General features: G+C 37.4%; 13 protein-coding genes and 1 pseudogene. 9 read left to right on the plus strand and 5 right to left on the minus strand.

Going from position 1 to position 18,333, the window contains the following annotated elements; all coding sequences use genetic code 11:
* Positions 1 to 284: 284 nt before the first annotated feature.
* The 9 genes from EWU23_RS10620 (at position 285) to EWU23_RS10660 (ending at position 9,211) form a co-directional block, all read left to right on the plus strand.
* Positions 285 to 1,160, plus strand: coding sequence for a hypothetical protein (locus EWU23_RS10620; RefSeq protein ID WP_205753160.1), 876 nt, complete (start codon positions 285 to 287; stop codon positions 1,158 to 1,160).
* 181 nt (positions 1,161 to 1,341) lie between these two features.
* On the plus strand, positions 1,342 to 2,202 hold the full coding sequence (locus EWU23_RS10625; RefSeq protein ID WP_166231976.1) for an alpha/beta fold hydrolase: 861 nt from the start codon (positions 1,342 to 1,344) through the stop codon (positions 2,200 to 2,202).
* 343 nt (positions 2,203 to 2,545) lie between these two features.
* On the plus strand, positions 2,546 to 2,830 hold the full coding sequence (locus EWU23_RS14075; protein WP_235942203.1) for a MepB family protein: 285 nt from the start codon (positions 2,546 to 2,548) through the stop codon (positions 2,828 to 2,830).
* A 606-nt stretch (positions 2,831 to 3,436) separates the two neighbouring features.
* Complete coding sequence (locus EWU23_RS10635; RefSeq protein ID WP_166231978.1) at positions 3,437 to 4,543, plus strand: Fic family protein; 1,107 nt, start codon at positions 3,437 to 3,439, stop codon at positions 4,541 to 4,543.
* 257 nt (positions 4,544 to 4,800) lie between these two features.
* The gene (locus tag EWU23_RS10640) at positions 4,801 to 5,778 is read left to right on the plus strand and encodes a DUF4062 domain-containing protein (RefSeq protein WP_166231980.1); all 978 of its coding nucleotides are present in this window, start codon (positions 4,801 to 4,803) and stop codon (positions 5,776 to 5,778) included.
* A gap of 270 nt (positions 5,779 to 6,048) precedes the next feature.
* Positions 6,049 to 6,228 (plus strand): hypothetical protein, encoded by a 180-nt coding sequence (locus EWU23_RS10645; protein ID WP_166231982.1) that lies wholly within the window; start codon positions 6,049 to 6,051, stop codon positions 6,226 to 6,228.
* A 5-nt stretch (positions 6,229 to 6,233) separates the two neighbouring features.
* The gene (locus tag EWU23_RS10650; RefSeq protein WP_166231984.1) at positions 6,234 to 6,809 is read left to right on the plus strand and encodes an ABC-three component system protein; all 576 of its coding nucleotides are present in this window, start codon (positions 6,234 to 6,236) and stop codon (positions 6,807 to 6,809) included.
* Between the two features lies 1 nt (position 6,810).
* Complete coding sequence (locus EWU23_RS10655) at positions 6,811 to 7,317, plus strand: ABC-three component system middle component 5 (RefSeq protein WP_317164322.1); 507 nt, start codon at positions 6,811 to 6,813, stop codon at positions 7,315 to 7,317.
* A complete protein-coding gene (locus EWU23_RS10660; RefSeq protein WP_166231988.1) occupies positions 7,304 to 9,211 on the plus strand; it encodes an AAA family ATPase in 1,908 nt (635 codons plus the stop codon). The genes EWU23_RS10655 and EWU23_RS10660 overlap by 14 nt, the downstream gene beginning before the upstream one ends.
* Positions 9,212 to 9,403: 192 nt before the next feature.
* Here EWU23_RS10660 and EWU23_RS10665 read toward each other — a convergent pair.
* The 5 genes and pseudogenes from EWU23_RS10665 to EWU23_RS10685 all read right to left on the minus strand — a co-directional run.
* A pseudogene (locus EWU23_RS10665) lies at positions 9,404 to 10,372 on the minus strand (IS256 family transposase); the annotation flags it as partial.
* A gap of 345 nt (positions 10,373 to 10,717) precedes the next feature.
* Positions 10,718 to 12,553: a glutamine--fructose-6-phosphate transaminase (isomerizing) gene (glmS, locus tag EWU23_RS10670; protein ID WP_166231990.1), complete on the minus strand. Its 1,836-nt coding sequence runs from the start codon at positions 12,551 to 12,553 to the stop codon at positions 10,718 to 10,720.
* A 260-nt stretch (positions 12,554 to 12,813) separates the two neighbouring features.
* Positions 12,814 to 13,686, minus strand: coding sequence for a 3-keto-disaccharide hydrolase (locus EWU23_RS10675; protein WP_166231992.1), 873 nt, complete (start codon positions 13,684 to 13,686; stop codon positions 12,814 to 12,816).
* Positions 13,676 to 14,974 carry a vanadium-dependent haloperoxidase gene (locus tag EWU23_RS10680; protein WP_205753161.1) on the minus strand — a complete coding sequence of 433 codons (1,299 nt, stop codon included), beginning with the start codon at positions 14,972 to 14,974 and terminating at the stop codon, positions 13,676 to 13,678. Before EWU23_RS10680 ends, EWU23_RS10675 begins: the two co-directional genes overlap by 11 nt.
* Positions 14,971 to 18,312: a VCBS repeat-containing protein gene (locus EWU23_RS10685; protein WP_317164323.1), complete on the minus strand. Its 3,342-nt coding sequence runs from the start codon at positions 18,310 to 18,312 to the stop codon at positions 14,971 to 14,973. The genes EWU23_RS10680 and EWU23_RS10685 overlap by 4 nt, the downstream gene beginning before the upstream one ends.
* Positions 18,313 to 18,333: the final 21 nt, after the last annotated feature.

The following is an 18,333-nucleotide window of genomic DNA, read 5'->3' on the forward strand; positions in this document are numbered from 1 at the left end:
GTTTGGAGATAATTTGAGAAAATAAACTTATGTTTGCCATGGGAAGAGGGTTAGTTTTTTTGTGCACCTCAAAGTTAATTGAGTTAAAAAACTTCTCTTCCTTTTTTAATCGTTTAGGACGCTATTGAACAGAAATCATTAATTATATAAGATTCTCCACTAAACCTGAGTACTTCAAGTTGTTTGAGTGGACGTTTGATCTTTATAAAAATTGTATTAGTTCAGACAAGCAACAGATCATTAAAGTCCTAGCAGATTCATTTGACGACATTTCAAGTACCGACATGAAGTGGATGACAAATGTATTGACACAGCCAGACGAAAAAGAATTTTCAGAAAGGGACAAAATAAGTTACTACTTCAAGGTAATTGACGAAACTTTGGAAGGAGCTTTTAAACCTCGCCTCAAATTACTTGACAAGCTTGTTAACTTTAAATTACACGGTAATATTCCTGACAATTCAGGAGCTGACTTTGGGAAAGTAATAAGAGATTTTCCAACTCAAGTAAAAAGCGATACTATTCTCTTTCTAGAAGACCCTTTTTTTTCAATCTCGACAAACCAGTGGAGAAATATAGCAGCCCACAAATCCTTTACCATTAACAAAAATGACATTGTAGTTGAATATGGAAGAAACACCATACAATCGCTTTCATTATCATATGAGGATTTCTATAAAATCGTTCATTGGACTCAAGACATATATCGAGTAATCCGATTTGGGCAAGTATTAACAGACCTAAACCACATAGAAGAAATAGTTTCCGAATTGGGTGGCACAGAAAATATGAACATCAGATTCGAGTCCTCGCTTCTGCATATTATACATAACATGCAAATTGTAGGATTTGAATTTGTATCAAATGAAGAACAGAATGAGATATTTTGTCTAAATGTTAAAGGAAAAAGCGATCATGACGTGAAATCTTCTTTAATTCATGCTTCGCAGTGTTTAGACCAACTTTCATGTGCTATTTACGATGACAAGTTTATCAAAGACAATTTTAAAAAAGCTAAAATATGTATCGTTGACAACAACAGAAATACACTTGCATCTGCGACAATATCTATCGAAGTAGCGGTAAATAGGGCAAAAGGAAGGCTGACCCTTGATGAATATTTGAGCAAAATGGAATTCGACATTAAAAACCCCGCCTAACACGGGTTTTGCGTTAGGCGGGGTTTCGTACTCCGTTTGAAGCTTTTGCATATATTTGAGTTCGGTTCTTCGTATCAAGTTCAGTGCTGACAGACAGTTTTGTGCCTCGAAATCGACAACTTCTTGTCGCTGCCAATCGTCAGTAGTTACTTTTAATTAACATTCAACTAAGAAAATAAAAATGAGTCATTCCATCAGAACTAAGTTTGCCATATTGATTTTCAGTTTCATTTTACCGAATTCGGTTTTTTCTCAGTCAGACCTCAAAGTTATTGACTATGGAAATAATAAAGAAGCTGGAAACTTTATCAGTATACATGGAGTTAAACAATACTTTGAAATATATGGGCAAGGAACTCCTCTTGTATTAATCCACGGTAATGGAGGAAACATCGCTTATATGAAACCTCAAATCGAATTCTTCGCTAAAAAATACAAGGTAATTGTTATGGACTGCAGAGGAAGAGGGAAAAGTGAACTCGGAAAAGACAGTCTTACGTATAATCAAATTACAAAAGATATTGTTGGTATTTTAGACTATTTGCAACTTGACTCAACTTATGTTGTGGGAAGAAGTGACGGTGGAATTATTGCTTTGTTAATGGCAATTTATCATCCTGAAAAAGTAAAAAAGCTAGTTTCATTTGCTGCTAATCTTACGCCTGACACCTTAGCCCTTTATTCTTCTTTCTATAATGAAGTAGTACGTGATAGAAAATTAGCGGACCAAATGCTTGTGAAAAATGATAATTCTCAAAACTGGAAGGTGATACAACAACGAAATCGTATGATGGAGTTTCAACCACATATATCAGCCAGCGATTTACAAAAAATCAAATGTCCTGTATTAGTTATGTCAACAGATAGAGATGTAATCCGGGAAGAACATACTGTTTCTATTTACAGGAATATTAAAAAAGCAAATCTGTGTATCTTAACTGGAGAAAATCATTACGTTTCAAAAAATAATCCCGAATTGTTTAATACAACAGTTCAGAAATACTTAGAGGAAACTTACAAAGGGGAAGAATTGAGACAATGAAAAATAAAGCTGCTGCTTACAGCGGTTTGGCTTAATGGCGGGCTAAGAGTTTTGTGTTTCTAAATCCACCACCTTCGCCAAGCCGTTAGCAGTCATTGTAAAGTGACACCGAATTGAAATGAACATTCGTAAATTATGAAAACAGAAAACACTCTATTTGCTGACCTAAAACTTGTAAAAGAATTGGTTTATGACAAATGTGGTTTCGTGTTGACAAACCTAAAATTAAATTCAGAAAGTTTAGAATATGGAGCTTGCTCATTTGAGCTTAACGGACATAAAATAGAACTTTGTAACTATTTGGAAACGAAATGAAAATGGAATAACTGAACCTTTTGACATTTTGGACGACGTAGATTTTATCGTTATTACATCAAAAAATGGCAACAATACAGGACAATTTATTTTCCCAACATCTGTTTTGGCAAACAAAGGAATTATTTCACAAAATGGAAAAGACGAAAAGCGTGGAATTCGGGTTTATCCCAATTGGGATATCGTAAGAAATAAACAAGCAGAAAAAACTCAAAATTGGCAGAGAAAATATTTTGTAACAATTGGGAGTGACAATTCTGCAGAACTCGACTTGACCCAAAAAATATTTGACAAAATATACGAAAACGGATAGCGAAAATAATAACGAACGCTAATAGTATTTTGGCAAAAGTGTCGGCTGAAGTTAACTTAGGTTCTTGAAGTCAAATTTAATTTTTAACATGGGATTGCAAATCCCTATTATATGTCATTCGACATGACCCTTCGGAACATATCGAACAGCGGCTGAAGTTGGCTGAGGCTTTCGAAGCCAAATTAAATTTTAACACGGGATTTCAAATCCCTATTATCTATCGTTCGACATTACCCTTTGGAACATATCGAACAGCGGCTGAAGTTGGCTGAGGTTCTCGAAGCCAAATTAAATTTTAACACGGGATTTCAAATCCCTATTATCTATCGTTCGACATTACCCTTTGGAACATATCAAACAGCAGCTAGATTCCATGCATCTACATAAGCGGGGGGAATATCGATCTACTGATAATCTGTAAGATTTGCCCTTGTTTTTGGTCGAAAAATGTTAGGTTTGCGCCTAACGCTGTCAAGGTTTTAAACCTTGACAGCGTTGGCTGAGGCTCTCGAAGCCAATGTTTATTGTATGCGGTGAAAAAATAAGTTATTCACCGCAAATTTGCGGTGAATAATAGATATATTTGTCGCATACTATTTTTGAGCCATGGTAAAGTATATCTACGAAAATATAAATTGGACCAACTTTTCTTGGCAAGACAAAGCTATCAATACGGTGTTTGGCGAAGTGAAACTGATGCAAGGGAAAATCATCGGACAAATGAACGCTTTGGGATTTTCAGCTAAAGAAGAAGCTACACTTACTGCCTTAACATTAGATGTGGTAAAATCGAGCGAAATAGAAGGCGAATTATTGAATTATGACCAAGTTCGTTCCTCTATCGCAAGACGATTAGGCATCAACACCGCAGGAATTATACCAAGCAGTCGCCATATTGAGGGAATTGTAGAAATGATGCTTGATGCAACCCAATGCTACACATTGCCATTAACGGAAAAGCGCTTGTTTGGATGGCACGCAGCACTTTTCCCAACAGGATACAGTGGACCCTATCAAATAGAAGTTGGTAAATACCGAACAGGTGAAATGCAGGTTGTCTCAGGTGCCATGGGCAAAGAGAAAATACACTATGAAGCCGTAGAACCCAAATTGGTGAAATCTGAAATGGACAAGTTTTTAGATTGGTTCAACAACAACAATCAGCTTGACCCTGTTATAAAAGCCGCTATTGCTCACTTTTGGTTTATCATTATTCATCCCTTTGATGATGGAAATGGACGAATTGGGCGAGCCATATCGGATATGTTATTGGCACGTGCTGAAAGCAGTGGCGAACGTTTTTATAGTATGTCGAGCCAGATTTTAGTAGAAAGGAAACGCTACTATGAAGTGTTACAAAAAGAGCAACACAGCACAGGCGACATTACAGAATGGCTTGAATGGTTTTTACATTGTTTGAAAAACGCCATGTTAAACACCGAAAATACTACGCAACGCATTTTGCGAAAAGCCGAATTTTGGAAACTGTACGAAAACACAGCCATCAACGAACGTCAAAGAACTATGTTGAATATGCTCTTTGACGGCTTTGACGGAAAACTGCAATCATCAAAATGGGCGAAGATTACGAGGGTTTCAACTGACACGGCATTACGTGACATAAAAGACTTGATAGAAAAAGGAATCTTGCAAGTAACAAACGAAGGTGGACGAAATGCCAATTATGTACTTGTTGATTTTACACGCAACTAAAAAAACGGCAAAAAGAGGGCACCTAAGTCATTTCAAGGTTTTAAAACTTGGCAGCACTGATGGGGAAATTCATACTGTTGGCTAAAATGACCATTCAGTAAATAATCGGTCTTTGGGATTATTTATAAATTAAATTGCATATTTTTCGGGAGTAATCATTCGAAACAAAGCTTTAATCATTCGCTCAATGATTGGAGGGTGAAATGGAAGGTTATTATTGGGGTAAGTGAGTTATGGTCAATTAGTAATAGATATATATGGCAAAACCAAGAGTATTTGTAAGTTCAACTTATTATGACTTGAAATATATAAGAGAGAATTTAAAATATTTCATTAAAACTATTGGTTATGAACCAGTATTAAGTGAAGATGGAGATGTTTTTTATAATCCTAAGAATCACACGCACGATTCATGTTTGACAGAAGTTCCTGCTTGTCAAATTTTTATACTTATAATTGGTGGACGGTTTGGGGGGCAATACATAAATGGGAAAAAATCTATTACGAATATGGAGTATGAAATTGCCATTAAGGAGAAAGTCCCAGTATTCGCATTAGTAGAAATCGCAATTTTAGGCGAACATAAAGTTTACAGTGACAATGTAAAGAACAACAAAAAAGTCAAGGCTGAGGAAATTTGTTACCCATCGGTTGACAATGTGAAAATATTTGAATTTATTGATGAAGTTAGAAAACATACTGTAAACAACGCTATTGTGCCATTTCGAGATTTTACTGATATTGAGACCTATTTGAAAAAACAATGGGCGGGTATGATGTTTAGTTTTTTAAATGATAAAATACAAGAAAATCGAGTTGCAAATACCCTCGAAGAAATAAGTAAAGTGAATCAAAAAATAGAAGTACTAACCACTCAAATATTGAAGTCAGTTGGAAAGGATTTACAATTCGTAACAGTTCTATTATATGAAAGTATGATTGGAAACGAAAGCTATCGAGCCATGACACATTTCAGAGATGAAAAGAAAAGTGCTTATGTAAAAACGAATCCAATTGACTTCTTGAAATCCAATTCATTTGATGAGCTTGCAAAAAATCTTGGTGTAAACCTTAAAATTGTTGACTCTGACTTTACAGTTAGTTCATCAGGTGAAATAGACTCTTATTATTACAAACAATGTGTAAAGAATTATGAAATAATAAAAGAAGATTTTAATAGAATTTTAAATGAAAATAATTTGACCATCGAAAAATATATTAAAGAAATGAATTAATAAATAATTACGCTTGACTAATCTACCCAAAAGTAAAGGTTCTATGGTTAAATGAAGCTTTGTGTTTCGTATCAAGTTCTGTTCTAATTAAAAGTTTTGTGCTCTGAATTTACCACTGCGCCAAACTTCAAGCCGTTAACGGTAACTCTACAACATCAGTGAAAACATTAATAGGTAGCGATAAAATAAACAACATGGCAACTTCGTCAAAACAGTTTTGATTTTGCCTTACGCACTATCACATTTGTAACCAATTAAACTATAAATAAAATGGAATTCACTTTATCAAACATTGCAGATATTTGCGGAATATTAGGTTTCATCATAAGCTTATTAGCAATCGGTGGAGTAATTAGAATTAACAAAAGAATCAACTCAAACAAAGTAAGTGTTACAGGCAGTACTACAGTAGGCGGCGACTTTACGGGCAGAGACAAAACTACAAAATAACAAGTATGTCAAACAATAATATAGAAGTCAATGACTCAAGTGTTGGAGGACGGTTCACAGGTAGAGATGATAACTCATTCAACATATCTAACACCTATGAACGTTCATTTTACTTACATGACTTGTATGAAAAATTTCAGAAAGAAATGGAGGCAGACAAAGAACTAAAAGTGATTTGTGAAGATTTAGATTATTTAAACTCACAAGTTGAAAATGAAGAAATGATTGGACTTGAAAACAAATTAATTGCTGGAGCAAAGCCACCAATGATTATTAGATATGCCAAATACACTAAAGAAAAATTTCACAAAAAGCTAATGCTTACTTCACAATATTCTGTAGTTGCACAAGACATAAATGTTTACATCCTTTCAAAAATTCATAGAGGATTTATGATGGAAATTTACACTCTGATTTGCAACAATGAAGACGAGTCTAAAATACAAGCTGCGATTGCTGAAAGAATAATAAATCCAGTTAAGGCGGAATTGGGTTTAAATCTGTTCAAGTATGACGAAGATGATATTATGGGGATGATATTTTTTCTAACAGGGAATTGCCACATAAAATGGACTGCATAAAATGTTAATCTACCATCCTGCATTTGATATTTACAATTGTGTATTTCGTATACTTCAATTGCTTACGGAAATGAAGCAAGAGGAAGTTGAGTTAGACCGACTTCGTATTTGGGACTTTTATTTAACCTTCCCTAACGAAGCAAGAAATATTACTTATCCAACAGCACTTTCTGAATTGAAAGGTATATTTAAGAAGAAGGCACCAAATCCTTATGAAGATTTAATTGACCCAAAGAGAATAATTGAACGGATGAAATCATTTCAGCTTTCTGCACTTAAATGTCTTGCATCTTACGGGCTAATTGATTCAAAATTATTAGCGAAAAAAATTATTCGCAGAACAGACAAAGAAATTCCCAAAGAACTTGCAGAGAAGTTTAAGGAACTCTCTGTTGAAAAAGCAAACATCATTAAATTGATAATTGGCTTCAGGGAGTTACCTCTTTACGGAAAATTTGGTCTGAAAGACAGAACAGGTTTAATTGAATTCAAATATGACCAACGATAGACCATATCTATTTCTAAATCGTTTAATCGTTGTTACTCACAGCGGAACCGTTGCCTTTGATGAAAAATTTCATAGAGGTGTAAATGTTATTAGAGGTCAAAACAGTTCTGGTAAATCCACGATTGCTAATTTTATTTTCTATGCGTTAGGAGGCGACTTTAGCAACTGGACAACAGAAGCGTTGAAATGTAGAGATGTAATTGCAGAGGTAGAAATAAATGGTGCGACAATCACACTTAAACGACACATTACCCAAGGCGGTTTACAACCTATGAGCATCTTTTGGGATACATACGAGGAATCAAAAAAAGACAGCATCAATTGGCAAACATATCCATATAAACAAGGAACAGTAAGTAATACCGCAAGTTTTACGAATGTAATTTTCAATGCACTTTCATTTCCCGAAGTAAAAAGTGATTTGGATAGCAACATTACAATACACCAAATACTTCGACTACTTTATATTGATCAAGACACTCCAACTCAAAACCTTTTCAGGTTTGAGCGTTTTGATTTGCCTTTGACAAGACAGGCAATCTCTGAAGTGTTACTTGGTGTTTATGATGACAGTTTGTATACTCAAAGGTTAGCTTACCGAAATGCAGTTAAAGAAAATGACGAAAAGAAAAGGCAGTTTGAAGGAATTAATAGAGTTTACGGACAATCAGGAACTGCAACAAATCTTAGAAGTGTTCAAAAGGAAATTGAATTATCGCAAAAAGAATTAGAAAGCATTGATATAGCAATTTTAGAGTTAAGAGAAAAAAGTATAGTAAGAACAACAACTAGAACAGCTTTAAATTCAGAAAAAATTCAAGCCGACTTAATTCCAGTCAAAAATCAAATCAGTGACACGATAGCTAAAATAAATCAATACGAATTTGAGATTTCAGATTCAAAACAATTTGTTTCAACTCTTGAAAAGCGAGTTGAAGAATTAAATTATTCATTACTTACACGAAGAATTTTAGGAGAACTTCCGTTGACCCATTGCCCACAATGTTTAAGTCAACTTGAAAATGATGTTCAAGAAGGACATTGCTTTTTATGTAAGCAACCTTTGACAGAAGAAGCGGAAAAAGCAAACGCAAAAAGGTTGAAACAGGAAATGGAATTGCAAATCAAAGAATCAAAAAGTATGCTTGAAGAAAAAGACAGAATACTTGTTGAACTTTATGGTCAACTACCTGTATTTATTGAAAAAGCAAGAGCATTACAAAAACAACTTGATACTTCAATTGAAGCAAGCCAAACAACACGAGACGAAAGAATAGATGGTTTACTCATTTCTAAAGGTGGAGCTGAAAAGAAGATTGAGTTTCTTACTCAACAAATCGCAGCAGTAGAAATGCTTGAGCTTCTGAAAAAGGAGTTAGCTGAACTTGCCGCATTAACTGAAAGATTGAGAATAGAAATACTACAAAAGGAAGAACAGCAAAAGCATAAATTTCAAGAAGCACTTCAAAAAATCAAAGAATATACATTATTTATTTTGCGAAACGATTTAGATAGGCAAGATGAATTCCGTAAAGGACACATTATTGATGTAAATTTTCATAAGGACTCTTACTCCCTTGACGATGGGAACAACTTTTCCGCAAGTTCCAAAACTTACTTTAAGAATGCAGTATTATTTTCAATTTTCTTTGCCAGTTTAGAATTGGATTTTTTCCGTTACCCAAGATTTATCCTTTGTGACAATATGGAAGATAAAGGAATGGAGAAAATAAGAACTCAGAATTTGCAGAACCTTATTACAACAATGTCTGAGAGATTTGAAAAAGACCATCAAATAATTTTTACAACATCAATGATTGCTGACGAGTTAAATGATACAGATTATTGTGTAGGACAAAGCTATGACCGAGAACATAAAACGCTGCATGTTTAGCCAACGCACTGGATACAGTTATCTGGGTCTACATTGTATTAAAAATAAATCGTCTCCGTCAAAGAATGAGTAAACTTGACACGACACATCTTTGGACAGACAGAAGTGCTACTCTGCTGGTCTATTTCTATGATTAAAACGACACTATCCCATTAAGTGTGTAAGTAAAAAATAGTGGGTTCGGATTTACTTTTAAATTCGGACCCTTTTTTCAAATATAGCCAAAAACTGATTCAATATAATTCCCCAGTTCTGAATCGGCAGGCTCCATTTTTTGGTTGCTTCGTTAATGGCCAAATATACTGATTTCATCAGGGCATCATCCGTTGGGAATGAGAGCTTGTTTTTCGTGTATTTGCGAATCTTTCCATTCAGGTTTTCAATCAGATTCGTCGTGTAAATAATCTTGCGAATCTCGAGCGGAAAATCAAAAAAAACGGTCAACTCATCCCAGTTATCCTCCCATGATCGAATGGCATAAGGATATTTCTTGCCCCATTTAGCGCCGTAATCTTTCAATGCCGCTTCTGCTGCTTGTTTGGTAGGAGCATCATATATCTGCTTCATGTCCCTTGTGAACTCTTTCTTATCTTTCCATACCACATATCGACAAGCATTCCTGATTTGATGAACCACACAGATTTGAGTTTGTGATTCAGGGAATACGGCACGAATGGTTTGCGTAAAGCCATTTAAATTGTCCGTGGCTGTAATCAGAATGTCCTCTACACCCCGTGCCTTCAAATCAGTTAATACACCCATCCAGAAGCTTGAGCTCTCGCTTTTACCTAACCACATTCCTAAGACCTCTTTTCTACCCTCTCGATTTAATCCGATGGATAAGTAGATTGTTTTGTTGACGACCTTGGAATTCTCCCTGACTTTAAAGACAATCCCATCCATCCAGACCACCAAATAGACCACATCAAGGGGTCGATTCTGCCAGGCAATCGAATCCTCCATAATACGCTGGGTTACCCGTGAGATAGCTGAGCTAGATAGTTCGAATTGATAGATTTCTTTGATTTCTTGCTCGATATCACTTACGCTCATCCCTTTCGAATAAAGAGAAATAATGAGGTTTTCAACGCCTGTTGACTCGTGTTTGTCATAACCCAAATGTGCATCAAGTTCTCCCTCTATTGCTTTAAGAAAGCATCGGTTAATGAATCTTTTGTGTCCATTTCCATCTTAATAAGTGTTTAAATGTAAAAAAAAATAGTGAAGGCCGAAACCAACACTATTTTCTACTTACATACTTTTCGAGATGGTGCCATTAAAACAACTACTTGTTTTAATCATAGAAATCGAACAACGGATAGATTCCATGCATCTACATAAGCGGGGGGAATATCGATCTACTGATAATCTGTAAGATTAAACCTTTTTTTGGTCGAAAAATGTTAGGTTTGCACCTAACGCTGGCAAGGTTTTAAACCTTGACAGCGTTGCCTGAGGCTCTCGATTTGCCTGAGGTTCTCGAAGCCAACAACAGCGTTATTCAATCTACTCCACCGTCACACTCTTAGCCAAATTTCTTGGCTTATCAACATCCAATCCACGTAATACGCCAATGTAGTACGACATTAACTGGGTAGGAATGACCGTTAATAAAGGCGCTAATAATTCATCGGTTTCAGGGACTTCCATCACATGATCCGATACGCCTCGTATGGCTGTGTCGTCCGGATTGATGATGGCTATCACTTTGCCTTTGCGGGCTTTGATTTCCTGAATGTTGCTGACAATCTTATCGTAATATTTGTCTTTGGTAGCTATGAATAAAGTCGGTAATGTCTCATCCACCAAGGCGATAGGGCCATGTTTTACCTCTCCCGATGGATATCCTGAGCAGGGAATATAACTCACCTCTTTCAATTTCAAGGCGGCCTCCAAGGCCACTGGGAAATTATAGCCTCTTCCTAAAAACAAGAAGTTGTTCGCTCCGGCATAAACTTGAGCTACCTCCTTAATCAATTCATGGGAGGATAAAATCACCTGTACTTTCTCTGGAATTTGAGATAATTCCACTAAATAATGCTTGTAATCCGCATCCGTTAATGTTTGCTTGGCTTTACCAATTTTCAAAGCCATCATGGCCAATACGGTTAATTGGGCCGTAAATGCTTTGGTACTGGCTACCCCAATCTCGGGACCTGCATGCGTATAGGCTCCCGCATGGGATAGTCTTGCTATAGATGATCCCACCGCATTCACCACGCCAAAAATAAAGGCTCCCTGCTCTTTGGCACGCTCTATCGCCACCAAAGTATCGGCCGTTTCACCACTTTGAGATATCGCTATAATCACATCCCCTGAATGAATGATGGGATTACGGTATCGGAACTCAGAAGCATATTCTACCTCCACAGGAATCCGACAAATCGTTTCGATCATGTATTCGGCAATGAGTCCTGCATGCCAACTGGTTCCGCAGGCCACAATGATGATGCGTTTGGCTTGCGTGAAAACCGACAAATGTTGGTCAACCCCTGCCAAGGTTAAACTTAAAGTAGCAACATCCAGTCGACCACGTAAACAATCCGTTAAACTGGCTGGCTGATCAAAGATTTCTTTCAACATAAAATGATCAAAACCACCTTTTTCTATTTGAGCTAACTCCATATCCAATTGTTGGATATACGGTGTTACGGGCTCATTACCTAGGTTTTTTAAGATGATGTCATCTTTGGAAATGATGGCCAACTCATAATCATTGACATAAATAACGCGCTTGGTATATTCAATGATAGGGGAGGCGTCCGAAGCTAAAAAGTGCTCTCCTTCTCCTACACCGATCACCAAGGGACTACCTTTTCTGGCAGCAATTAATCTGTCTGGAAAACCATCTTCCAATACAATGATCACATAGGCTCCAACGACCCTTTTTAGGGCGATGCGCATGGCCTCTTCTAAGCTAGAATTATTGTTGATTTGGATGTCCTCAATGAAATTGACCAATACTTCGGTGTCTGTTTCACTTTGGAACGTATAGCCTTTTTGAATTAATTCAGCCTTTAATGAGGCATAGTTTTCAATGATTCCATTATGCACCAAGGTAATTTTACCACTATTGGATTGGTGTGGATGGGCATTGGCATCGGTTGGCTCACCGTGCGTAGCCCAGCGGGTATGACCTATTCCGGCATGAGCTTCGTGTAAAATGGGCGCATCCCAAGTCTCTAATTCACTGACTCGTCCCTTCTTTTTGTAGGATTCTATTTGTTTGCCGTATAAGGCAATTCCCGAACTATCGTAGCCCCTGTATTCTAATCTTTTTAAACCTTTTAATATGATAGGATAGGCTTCTTGATGACCTATATAAGCTACGATTCCACACATGCGATATAAAATTTATAATTGAATTATTTTGCTTTAGGCTATTGGGAGATAATTTTCCAAATAGCCAAATTACCCAAATTTCATTTATTTTACCAAGTTTATAGGTATTAAATTGCCGATTGGGGATTTCAATAATAGTACTTTTTTTATATGTTCGCTAAATGGCTTAGAGCAAATGCTAATGGTTTTTCAATATCTTCATTTTTCCTTAAAATGATACCATATTCCAGGCTATTTTCTTATTTAAAGGTCAAAATGGGCTAATCTTTTTTCTTTTTCTTCTTGAAAAGGCAATCTTCTGGCTTTGATTTAACAAAATAGGTTTTGTAATTCAAGGCCTCCGGATTCATGCAACCTTCTAAATTTAAAATTTCAATGTTCTTGAATTCCACGGGATGGCTTTCACTTTGTAAAGAAATACTACCTTCTTTGATGAGCTCACCTGATTTTCCAAAAATGATGTCTTGTCCACTTACATTTCCACCACCTACTTGCGGCCTCTGATAAGCTAAAACTTCTTTTCCATTGGAATAATGACGAATTAAAGAATCCCCTAAAACAAGTACCTCCGCTTGTACCCACTGGTCGCCATGAAAGGTTTCTGATTGGGAATTGATGCAATGTGGCGTAAATAGCTTCCCATTCATTTCTACATTGGTTCCCGGTGTACATAAATTACAGGTGGTTCTTTTATCCTTTCCGTTTCCTCCCAATAATTGTACTTCGATGGATACGGGAAAGTCTTGCTTCAAGCCCATGCTTTCTGCCGTTTGTCCATGCACCATGATTCCACTATTTCGAATAGCCCAACCGGGTCCTTTAATCGCTTGCTCTCCTACAAAGCGGTAGTTCAAGCGGATGCGGTAATAGCCAAATTTTTTCTTGTAAAAAAGGTGACCAAATCGCTCATCAAAATTGGGATAGGCCGCAGAATCATAGCGTACTACTAATTTTCCATCCTCCACGCGAAAGGTATTTCCATAGTTGACTCCTGCCGGAGAATTACGGATTTTTGGGGTCCAATTGTTTAGGTCCTTACCATTGAACATGGATTCCCAAGCTTCCTTGGAAGCGTTTTGGGCTTGTAATTGAAAAGCGAAGATGCTTAGGAGTAGAAGTAATTTAATTTTCATGTTTCAATAAGGTTAAAAAATGTTTGCCTAAAATTCGGCCTTGTGTTTGTCCGGCTTGTATGCCATCCATGTAATGAATACCGCCGTAAAATCTAGAAATACTCGCTTCTTCGGCAGCCGCCTCAAATGATGTAAAAGAACGATCATCTATGCCATACCGTTTTTCCACCGTATCTGTGTAGGAAAAATTAGGGCCCAAAAAATGCGTTAACACGATGGCCGCAGTCGTTGAAACGGTGGAATGTCCACTCGGGTATTCAGGAAAAGGGGGTGTTTGTAAAAAGGGTTTCCAAGTGGGGTCTATTAATTTCCGGATGGCTGTTTCAGGACGGATACGGTGACTGTGGTATTTCTCTCGCCAACATAACCAAAATGCATCCATTAAACTGGTGGATAAAGCCGTTCTAATGGCTAAACTTTCCCCAAATTTTAATTGTTTTTTAGCACTAGCTATCCCCGCAATTCCCAACCAATGTGCCCCTGGGGATATTTTTTTCATGCCAATCAATAAATGGCCTTGGTCATTGAGAGCAAAGGGATTACAATCCCAAAATGCCGCAATTTTTAAATTTTCTTCTGACTTATTCGCTTGGTATACCGCTTTGCATAAGGCATAAAAAGAAGAGGAGTTTGACTCGGAATAGGGAACTGGAGTCGGAATTTCCTCAATGTTGTTGGTATCTAAACTAAAACTTCGAATACGGTAAAAATAAGGTTCTACCGCGGGAAAATATCCAGGAGGCGTGCTGTACCATGAACCCGCTGTTTTCTTGGGAGTATACTTCGGGAAATTACTGAGCTTATTATAGCCATCTGCTTTGGCATAGGCTAAAATCCCTTTCGCCACGGCTTGCGCTTTTTGAGTAGATGTTTCAATCACTTGTTCCGATAAACCTAGTTGACGACAGGAGTCAATGTAACGCACTTCAAATTCCTTCATCCTAACACCAGAAGGTTGCATTTTTTGAGCCACTTCCATCATGGCCAACATAGCAGTAAACTCGGGTGCTTCAATGGATGAATCATTCTTGAAAGTTGGGTATCCATTGAACCGTTTTTGAAAAGCATGTAAACTAGTGTCTGCTTCCGTCATAACCTGATAGCCAGCTAAACAGGCATAGGAGAAAAAACGCATGGACAAAGGTGGATTACTGACATCATGAATCATCATTTCTGTCATTTCTTGTACCACTTTGTCTATTTCTGTTCCTGAAAATTGGATTTTCTTAGGCTCAGAATTGCAAGCCCAACAGGCCAAGAAGGAAAGAAAGAGGATGATTTTTTTCATCGTTTTGCCGCTTTATAGTGGATTAAGCCTCGTTGGTTTATACCTATGAACAATTGGTTTCCCATGACTTGCATGGACCTTACATCTCCTTGTAACCAAAGCCCCGTTTTTTGAGGGGAAAGGGCCTCGTATCTTAAATTTCCTTTCGAACGCAAAAGTAAACCTGCATTGGCATCCATTTTGCCTATCCGTAATTTAGCATGGTGCATATTACCTGCTAACACAATATCGGCATCTTTTTGACCATCTATATTCAGGATAGCAATGGCTGAAATAGGGGAGGATTGTACTTCCCAAGGTAATTTAACCGATTCAAATTGGCCTTTAGCATTCAATTGGAAAAGCGAAGTTTTTAATTCAGTAGCTTTCCAAACTTGCTCACCTTTTTGCTCTTCTTCCGTGATAATATCCGACAATTTAGCTTCTGCAAAACTTTGGTAATCCGTAAATCGAGTACGCATAATACTCATTTGGTCCAATAATTCATCCCTCGTCATAAAAGGCACAGATTCTCCTTTGACATAAGTACACAGAATGGGGTCTATGGAGCCATTTTGGTCATAATCCTTGAAGTGCAATTCCATGGGCTGCTCAAGGGAAGCTTTCCATTGACTGTTTAGGCCTAAATTACCTACCAAAATTTCTTTCTTCCCATCCCGATTCAAATCTTCGATGCGAATGGTATTCCATAAACCTTGAGGAGAATCTTCAAAGAAAGTGGATGTGCTTTCTTCAAAAGTCTTATTATGCAGTGTAAAAATCTTGATAGGCATGAACTCCCCTACCAATACTAACTCTTTTTTCCCATCTTGATTTAAATCATCCCAGGCCGCATCCGTAACCATTCCTGCGCGTTGTATGGCTGGGAATTGTGCACTGATATCTTTGAATTTACCCGCACCCTGATTGAGTAGGACAAAGGAGGCAGGACATTCGGGATATTTACCTGGAATCACCCGGCCACCTACGAATACATCAGGTAAACGATCTTGATTGATATCAATGATTTGAATACAAGATTTACTGACCCCTTGACTTGGCAATGGAACCCTTGATTTTTTGAAATTCCCCTTTCCATCATTGATGTATAATCGATCAGCAAGTTTAGCATCATTCGCTTCCATCAATCCTAAACCTCCACTTACGACCCATAAGTCTACATCTCCATCGCCATCTGCATCAAAAAATTGAGCATCGCTATCTTCAAAACCTATGTCTTGACTCATCGCCGAAGGCATTCGTTTCAATTCTCCAGAGCTTTGCTGCAAATATAAAGAGGCACCTTTGCCAGCTTGATTTCCGACAAATAAATCTACCAATTTATCTCCATTGACATCACCTGTACTTAGGCAGGGTCCCACATCAGATAAAGGAAGCGTGATTTGAGTTTGGCGTTTAAAATCATTGAATTCTTCCTGTGATTTTTCAAAGGATTGCAAAGTTTTCACTGAAACAAATAGCGGATTTTCTGAATTTTTGGCTTTGAAGGGAATAAGCTTCGCCTCTGATTCTTTTAAGGTAATTTTGGAAGTAGTCACCTTTTTTACCACTTGAGATTTCCCCGAATTCCATGTAATGACCAAGGAATCAATGGACGCTTTATGTCCTAAACCTACATGTAATACTGGAGAAACACTGGACTGATATCCTCGGTACAGGTTTTGTTCGAAATATTGGTTTTTTACCCCTTGGTATACCCAGATTTTAGCCCCTAAACCGAGGGTATTCAGTCCTTCACCTTGGAGTTCAATTTGAAGGTTTTTATTTTCTTTTTTAAGTTCGTTGCTTTTATTCTCAAAAATGTAGGCTGGTTTATTGATGTTATTTACAATCAGTTCCAAATCGCCATCTCCATCCAAATCAGCATAAGCCGCTCCATTACTATTGGAGGTGCTTTCCATTCCCCAGGCTTTAGTCACCGAATTAAAGGTGCCATTTTGCTGGTTCTTGAACATGTAATTACTGATGTTGGAGGCAGGCATTTTTTGCACTAGTTCCAACACGTTTTGCCTTTGAATCGATGCTTGGTTGTTTTGAACATAATCCCCCATGTATTTAAGGAAATCCAAATTGGTATAGTCCCTTAAATACCCATTGGTGATGTATAAGTCTTTCCAGCCATCATTATCATAATCCGCAAAGAGCGCACTCCAGCTCCAATCGGTATTGGAAATTCCAGCTAATTGTCCCAATTCATGAAACCTAGGTTCTTGAGTTGTTGGGTCAATACCTTGGTTGACTTGCAACATATTTCTCATGTATTGATGACCAAAGCCCACCGCCAAATTGAAATTGAATTTCTCGTAGTTATCTGGAGCCATCAAATTCTTTTGTCGCAAATTATCTTCTGGCAACATATCCAAGGTGAATATGTCGGCTAAGCCATCATTGTTAATATCGGCAATGTCATTTCCCATAGAAAAATGAGAAGTATGTCCCATGCTTTTCTGAATGACGTTTTTGAACGTTTTGCCTTGTTGGTTGATGTATAAATAATCTGGAATGGTATAGTCGTTGGATACATAGAAATCCAACCAACCATCGGCATTCATATCGGAGATTCCAACGGCTAAACCGTAGGAAAGGGAAGAACTGCTAATCCCTAGGGAGGTGGTCACATCTTCGAAATGACCTTTTTGTTTTTGTTGAAAGAAGCGTAAGCCGCTGTTAGGGTCTTCTTGTTGAAGCAAATTTGCTGTACTCGCTTCATCTAATATGGGTAGTGATTTAGGATTGTGATTTACCAAAATCATATCTAGATCTTGGTCTTTATCATAATCGAAGAAAACGGCCTGCGTGCTATTGGCAGGGCTATCTAGTCCGTATGCGGCTGCATCATCTTTAAACAATGGGACACCGGAGGCGTCATTTCCTTGATTGATGAATAATTGATTGCGTTTTTTATCGGGAGGTAAATTTCCAGAGTAGCATAAGTAAATATCTAATTTATGATCGCCATTGATGTCCACCAAGGAAACACCTGTTTTCCATGGCCCCGGTCTGCCTGTTACTCCCGCTATTTCGGCGACTTCTTTAAAAACTAAATCACCTTGGTTCAAGTAAAAATGGTTGTTTTCCATATTACTGGAAAAATACATGTCTTGCTTTCCATCTCCATTCAAATCTCCCGTGGCAACTCCACCGCCATTGTAGAAATATTCATACATCAGGACATTGGTATTTAAGCCTTCCTCAATTTTATTTTCAAAATTGACATGACTTTGCTCGGGACTCAGCAATTGGAAAAGTTGAGGTTCAGGATTGCTCTCTAATTCAGTTTTTGCCTTTTGGCAAGAAAAGCTAATGATGATGAGTAGGAGAGCAAAATAATTTTTCACGTGACTATGGCTAAATAATGA

Origin of the sequence: Aquirufa beregesia (assembly GCF_011090385.1) — a bacterium.
In the GTDB taxonomy this organism is placed as follows: domain Bacteria; phylum Bacteroidota; class Bacteroidia; order Cytophagales; family Spirosomataceae; genus Aquirufa; species Aquirufa beregesia.

Bases quoted from the DNA above. Each gene is read 5' to 3' on its own strand.
- glmS (WP_166231990.1), bottom strand. From the start codon at position 12,553: ATGTGTGGAATCGTAGCTTATATAGGTCATCAAGAAGCCTATCCTATC.
- EWU23_RS10640 (WP_166231980.1), top strand. From the start codon at position 4,801: ATGGCAAAACCAAGAGTATTTGTAAGTTCAACTTATTATGACTTGAAA.
- EWU23_RS10625 (WP_166231976.1), top strand. From the start codon at position 1,342: ATGAGTCATTCCATCAGAACTAAGTTTGCCATATTGATTTTCAGTTTC.
- EWU23_RS10645 (WP_166231982.1), top strand. From the start codon at position 6,049: ATGGAATTCACTTTATCAAACATTGCAGATATTTGCGGAATATTAGGT.
- EWU23_RS10620 (WP_205753160.1), top strand. From the start codon at position 285: ATGAAGTGGATGACAAATGTATTGACACAGCCAGACGAAAAAGAATTT.
- EWU23_RS10680 (WP_205753161.1), bottom strand. From the start codon at position 14,974: ATGAAAAAAATCATCCTCTTTCTTTCCTTCTTGGCCTGTTGGGCTTGC.
- EWU23_RS10655 (WP_317164322.1), top strand. From the start codon at position 6,811: ATGTTAATCTACCATCCTGCATTTGATATTTACAATTGTGTATTTCGT.
- EWU23_RS10650 (WP_166231984.1), top strand. From the start codon at position 6,234: ATGTCAAACAATAATATAGAAGTCAATGACTCAAGTGTTGGAGGACGG.
- EWU23_RS10635 (WP_166231978.1), top strand. From the start codon at position 3,437: ATGGTAAAGTATATCTACGAAAATATAAATTGGACCAACTTTTCTTGG.
- EWU23_RS10675 (WP_166231992.1), bottom strand. From the start codon at position 13,686: ATGAAAATTAAATTACTTCTACTCCTAAGCATCTTCGCTTTTCAATTA.
- EWU23_RS10660 (WP_166231988.1), top strand. From the start codon at position 7,304: ATGACCAACGATAGACCATATCTATTTCTAAATCGTTTAATCGTTGTT.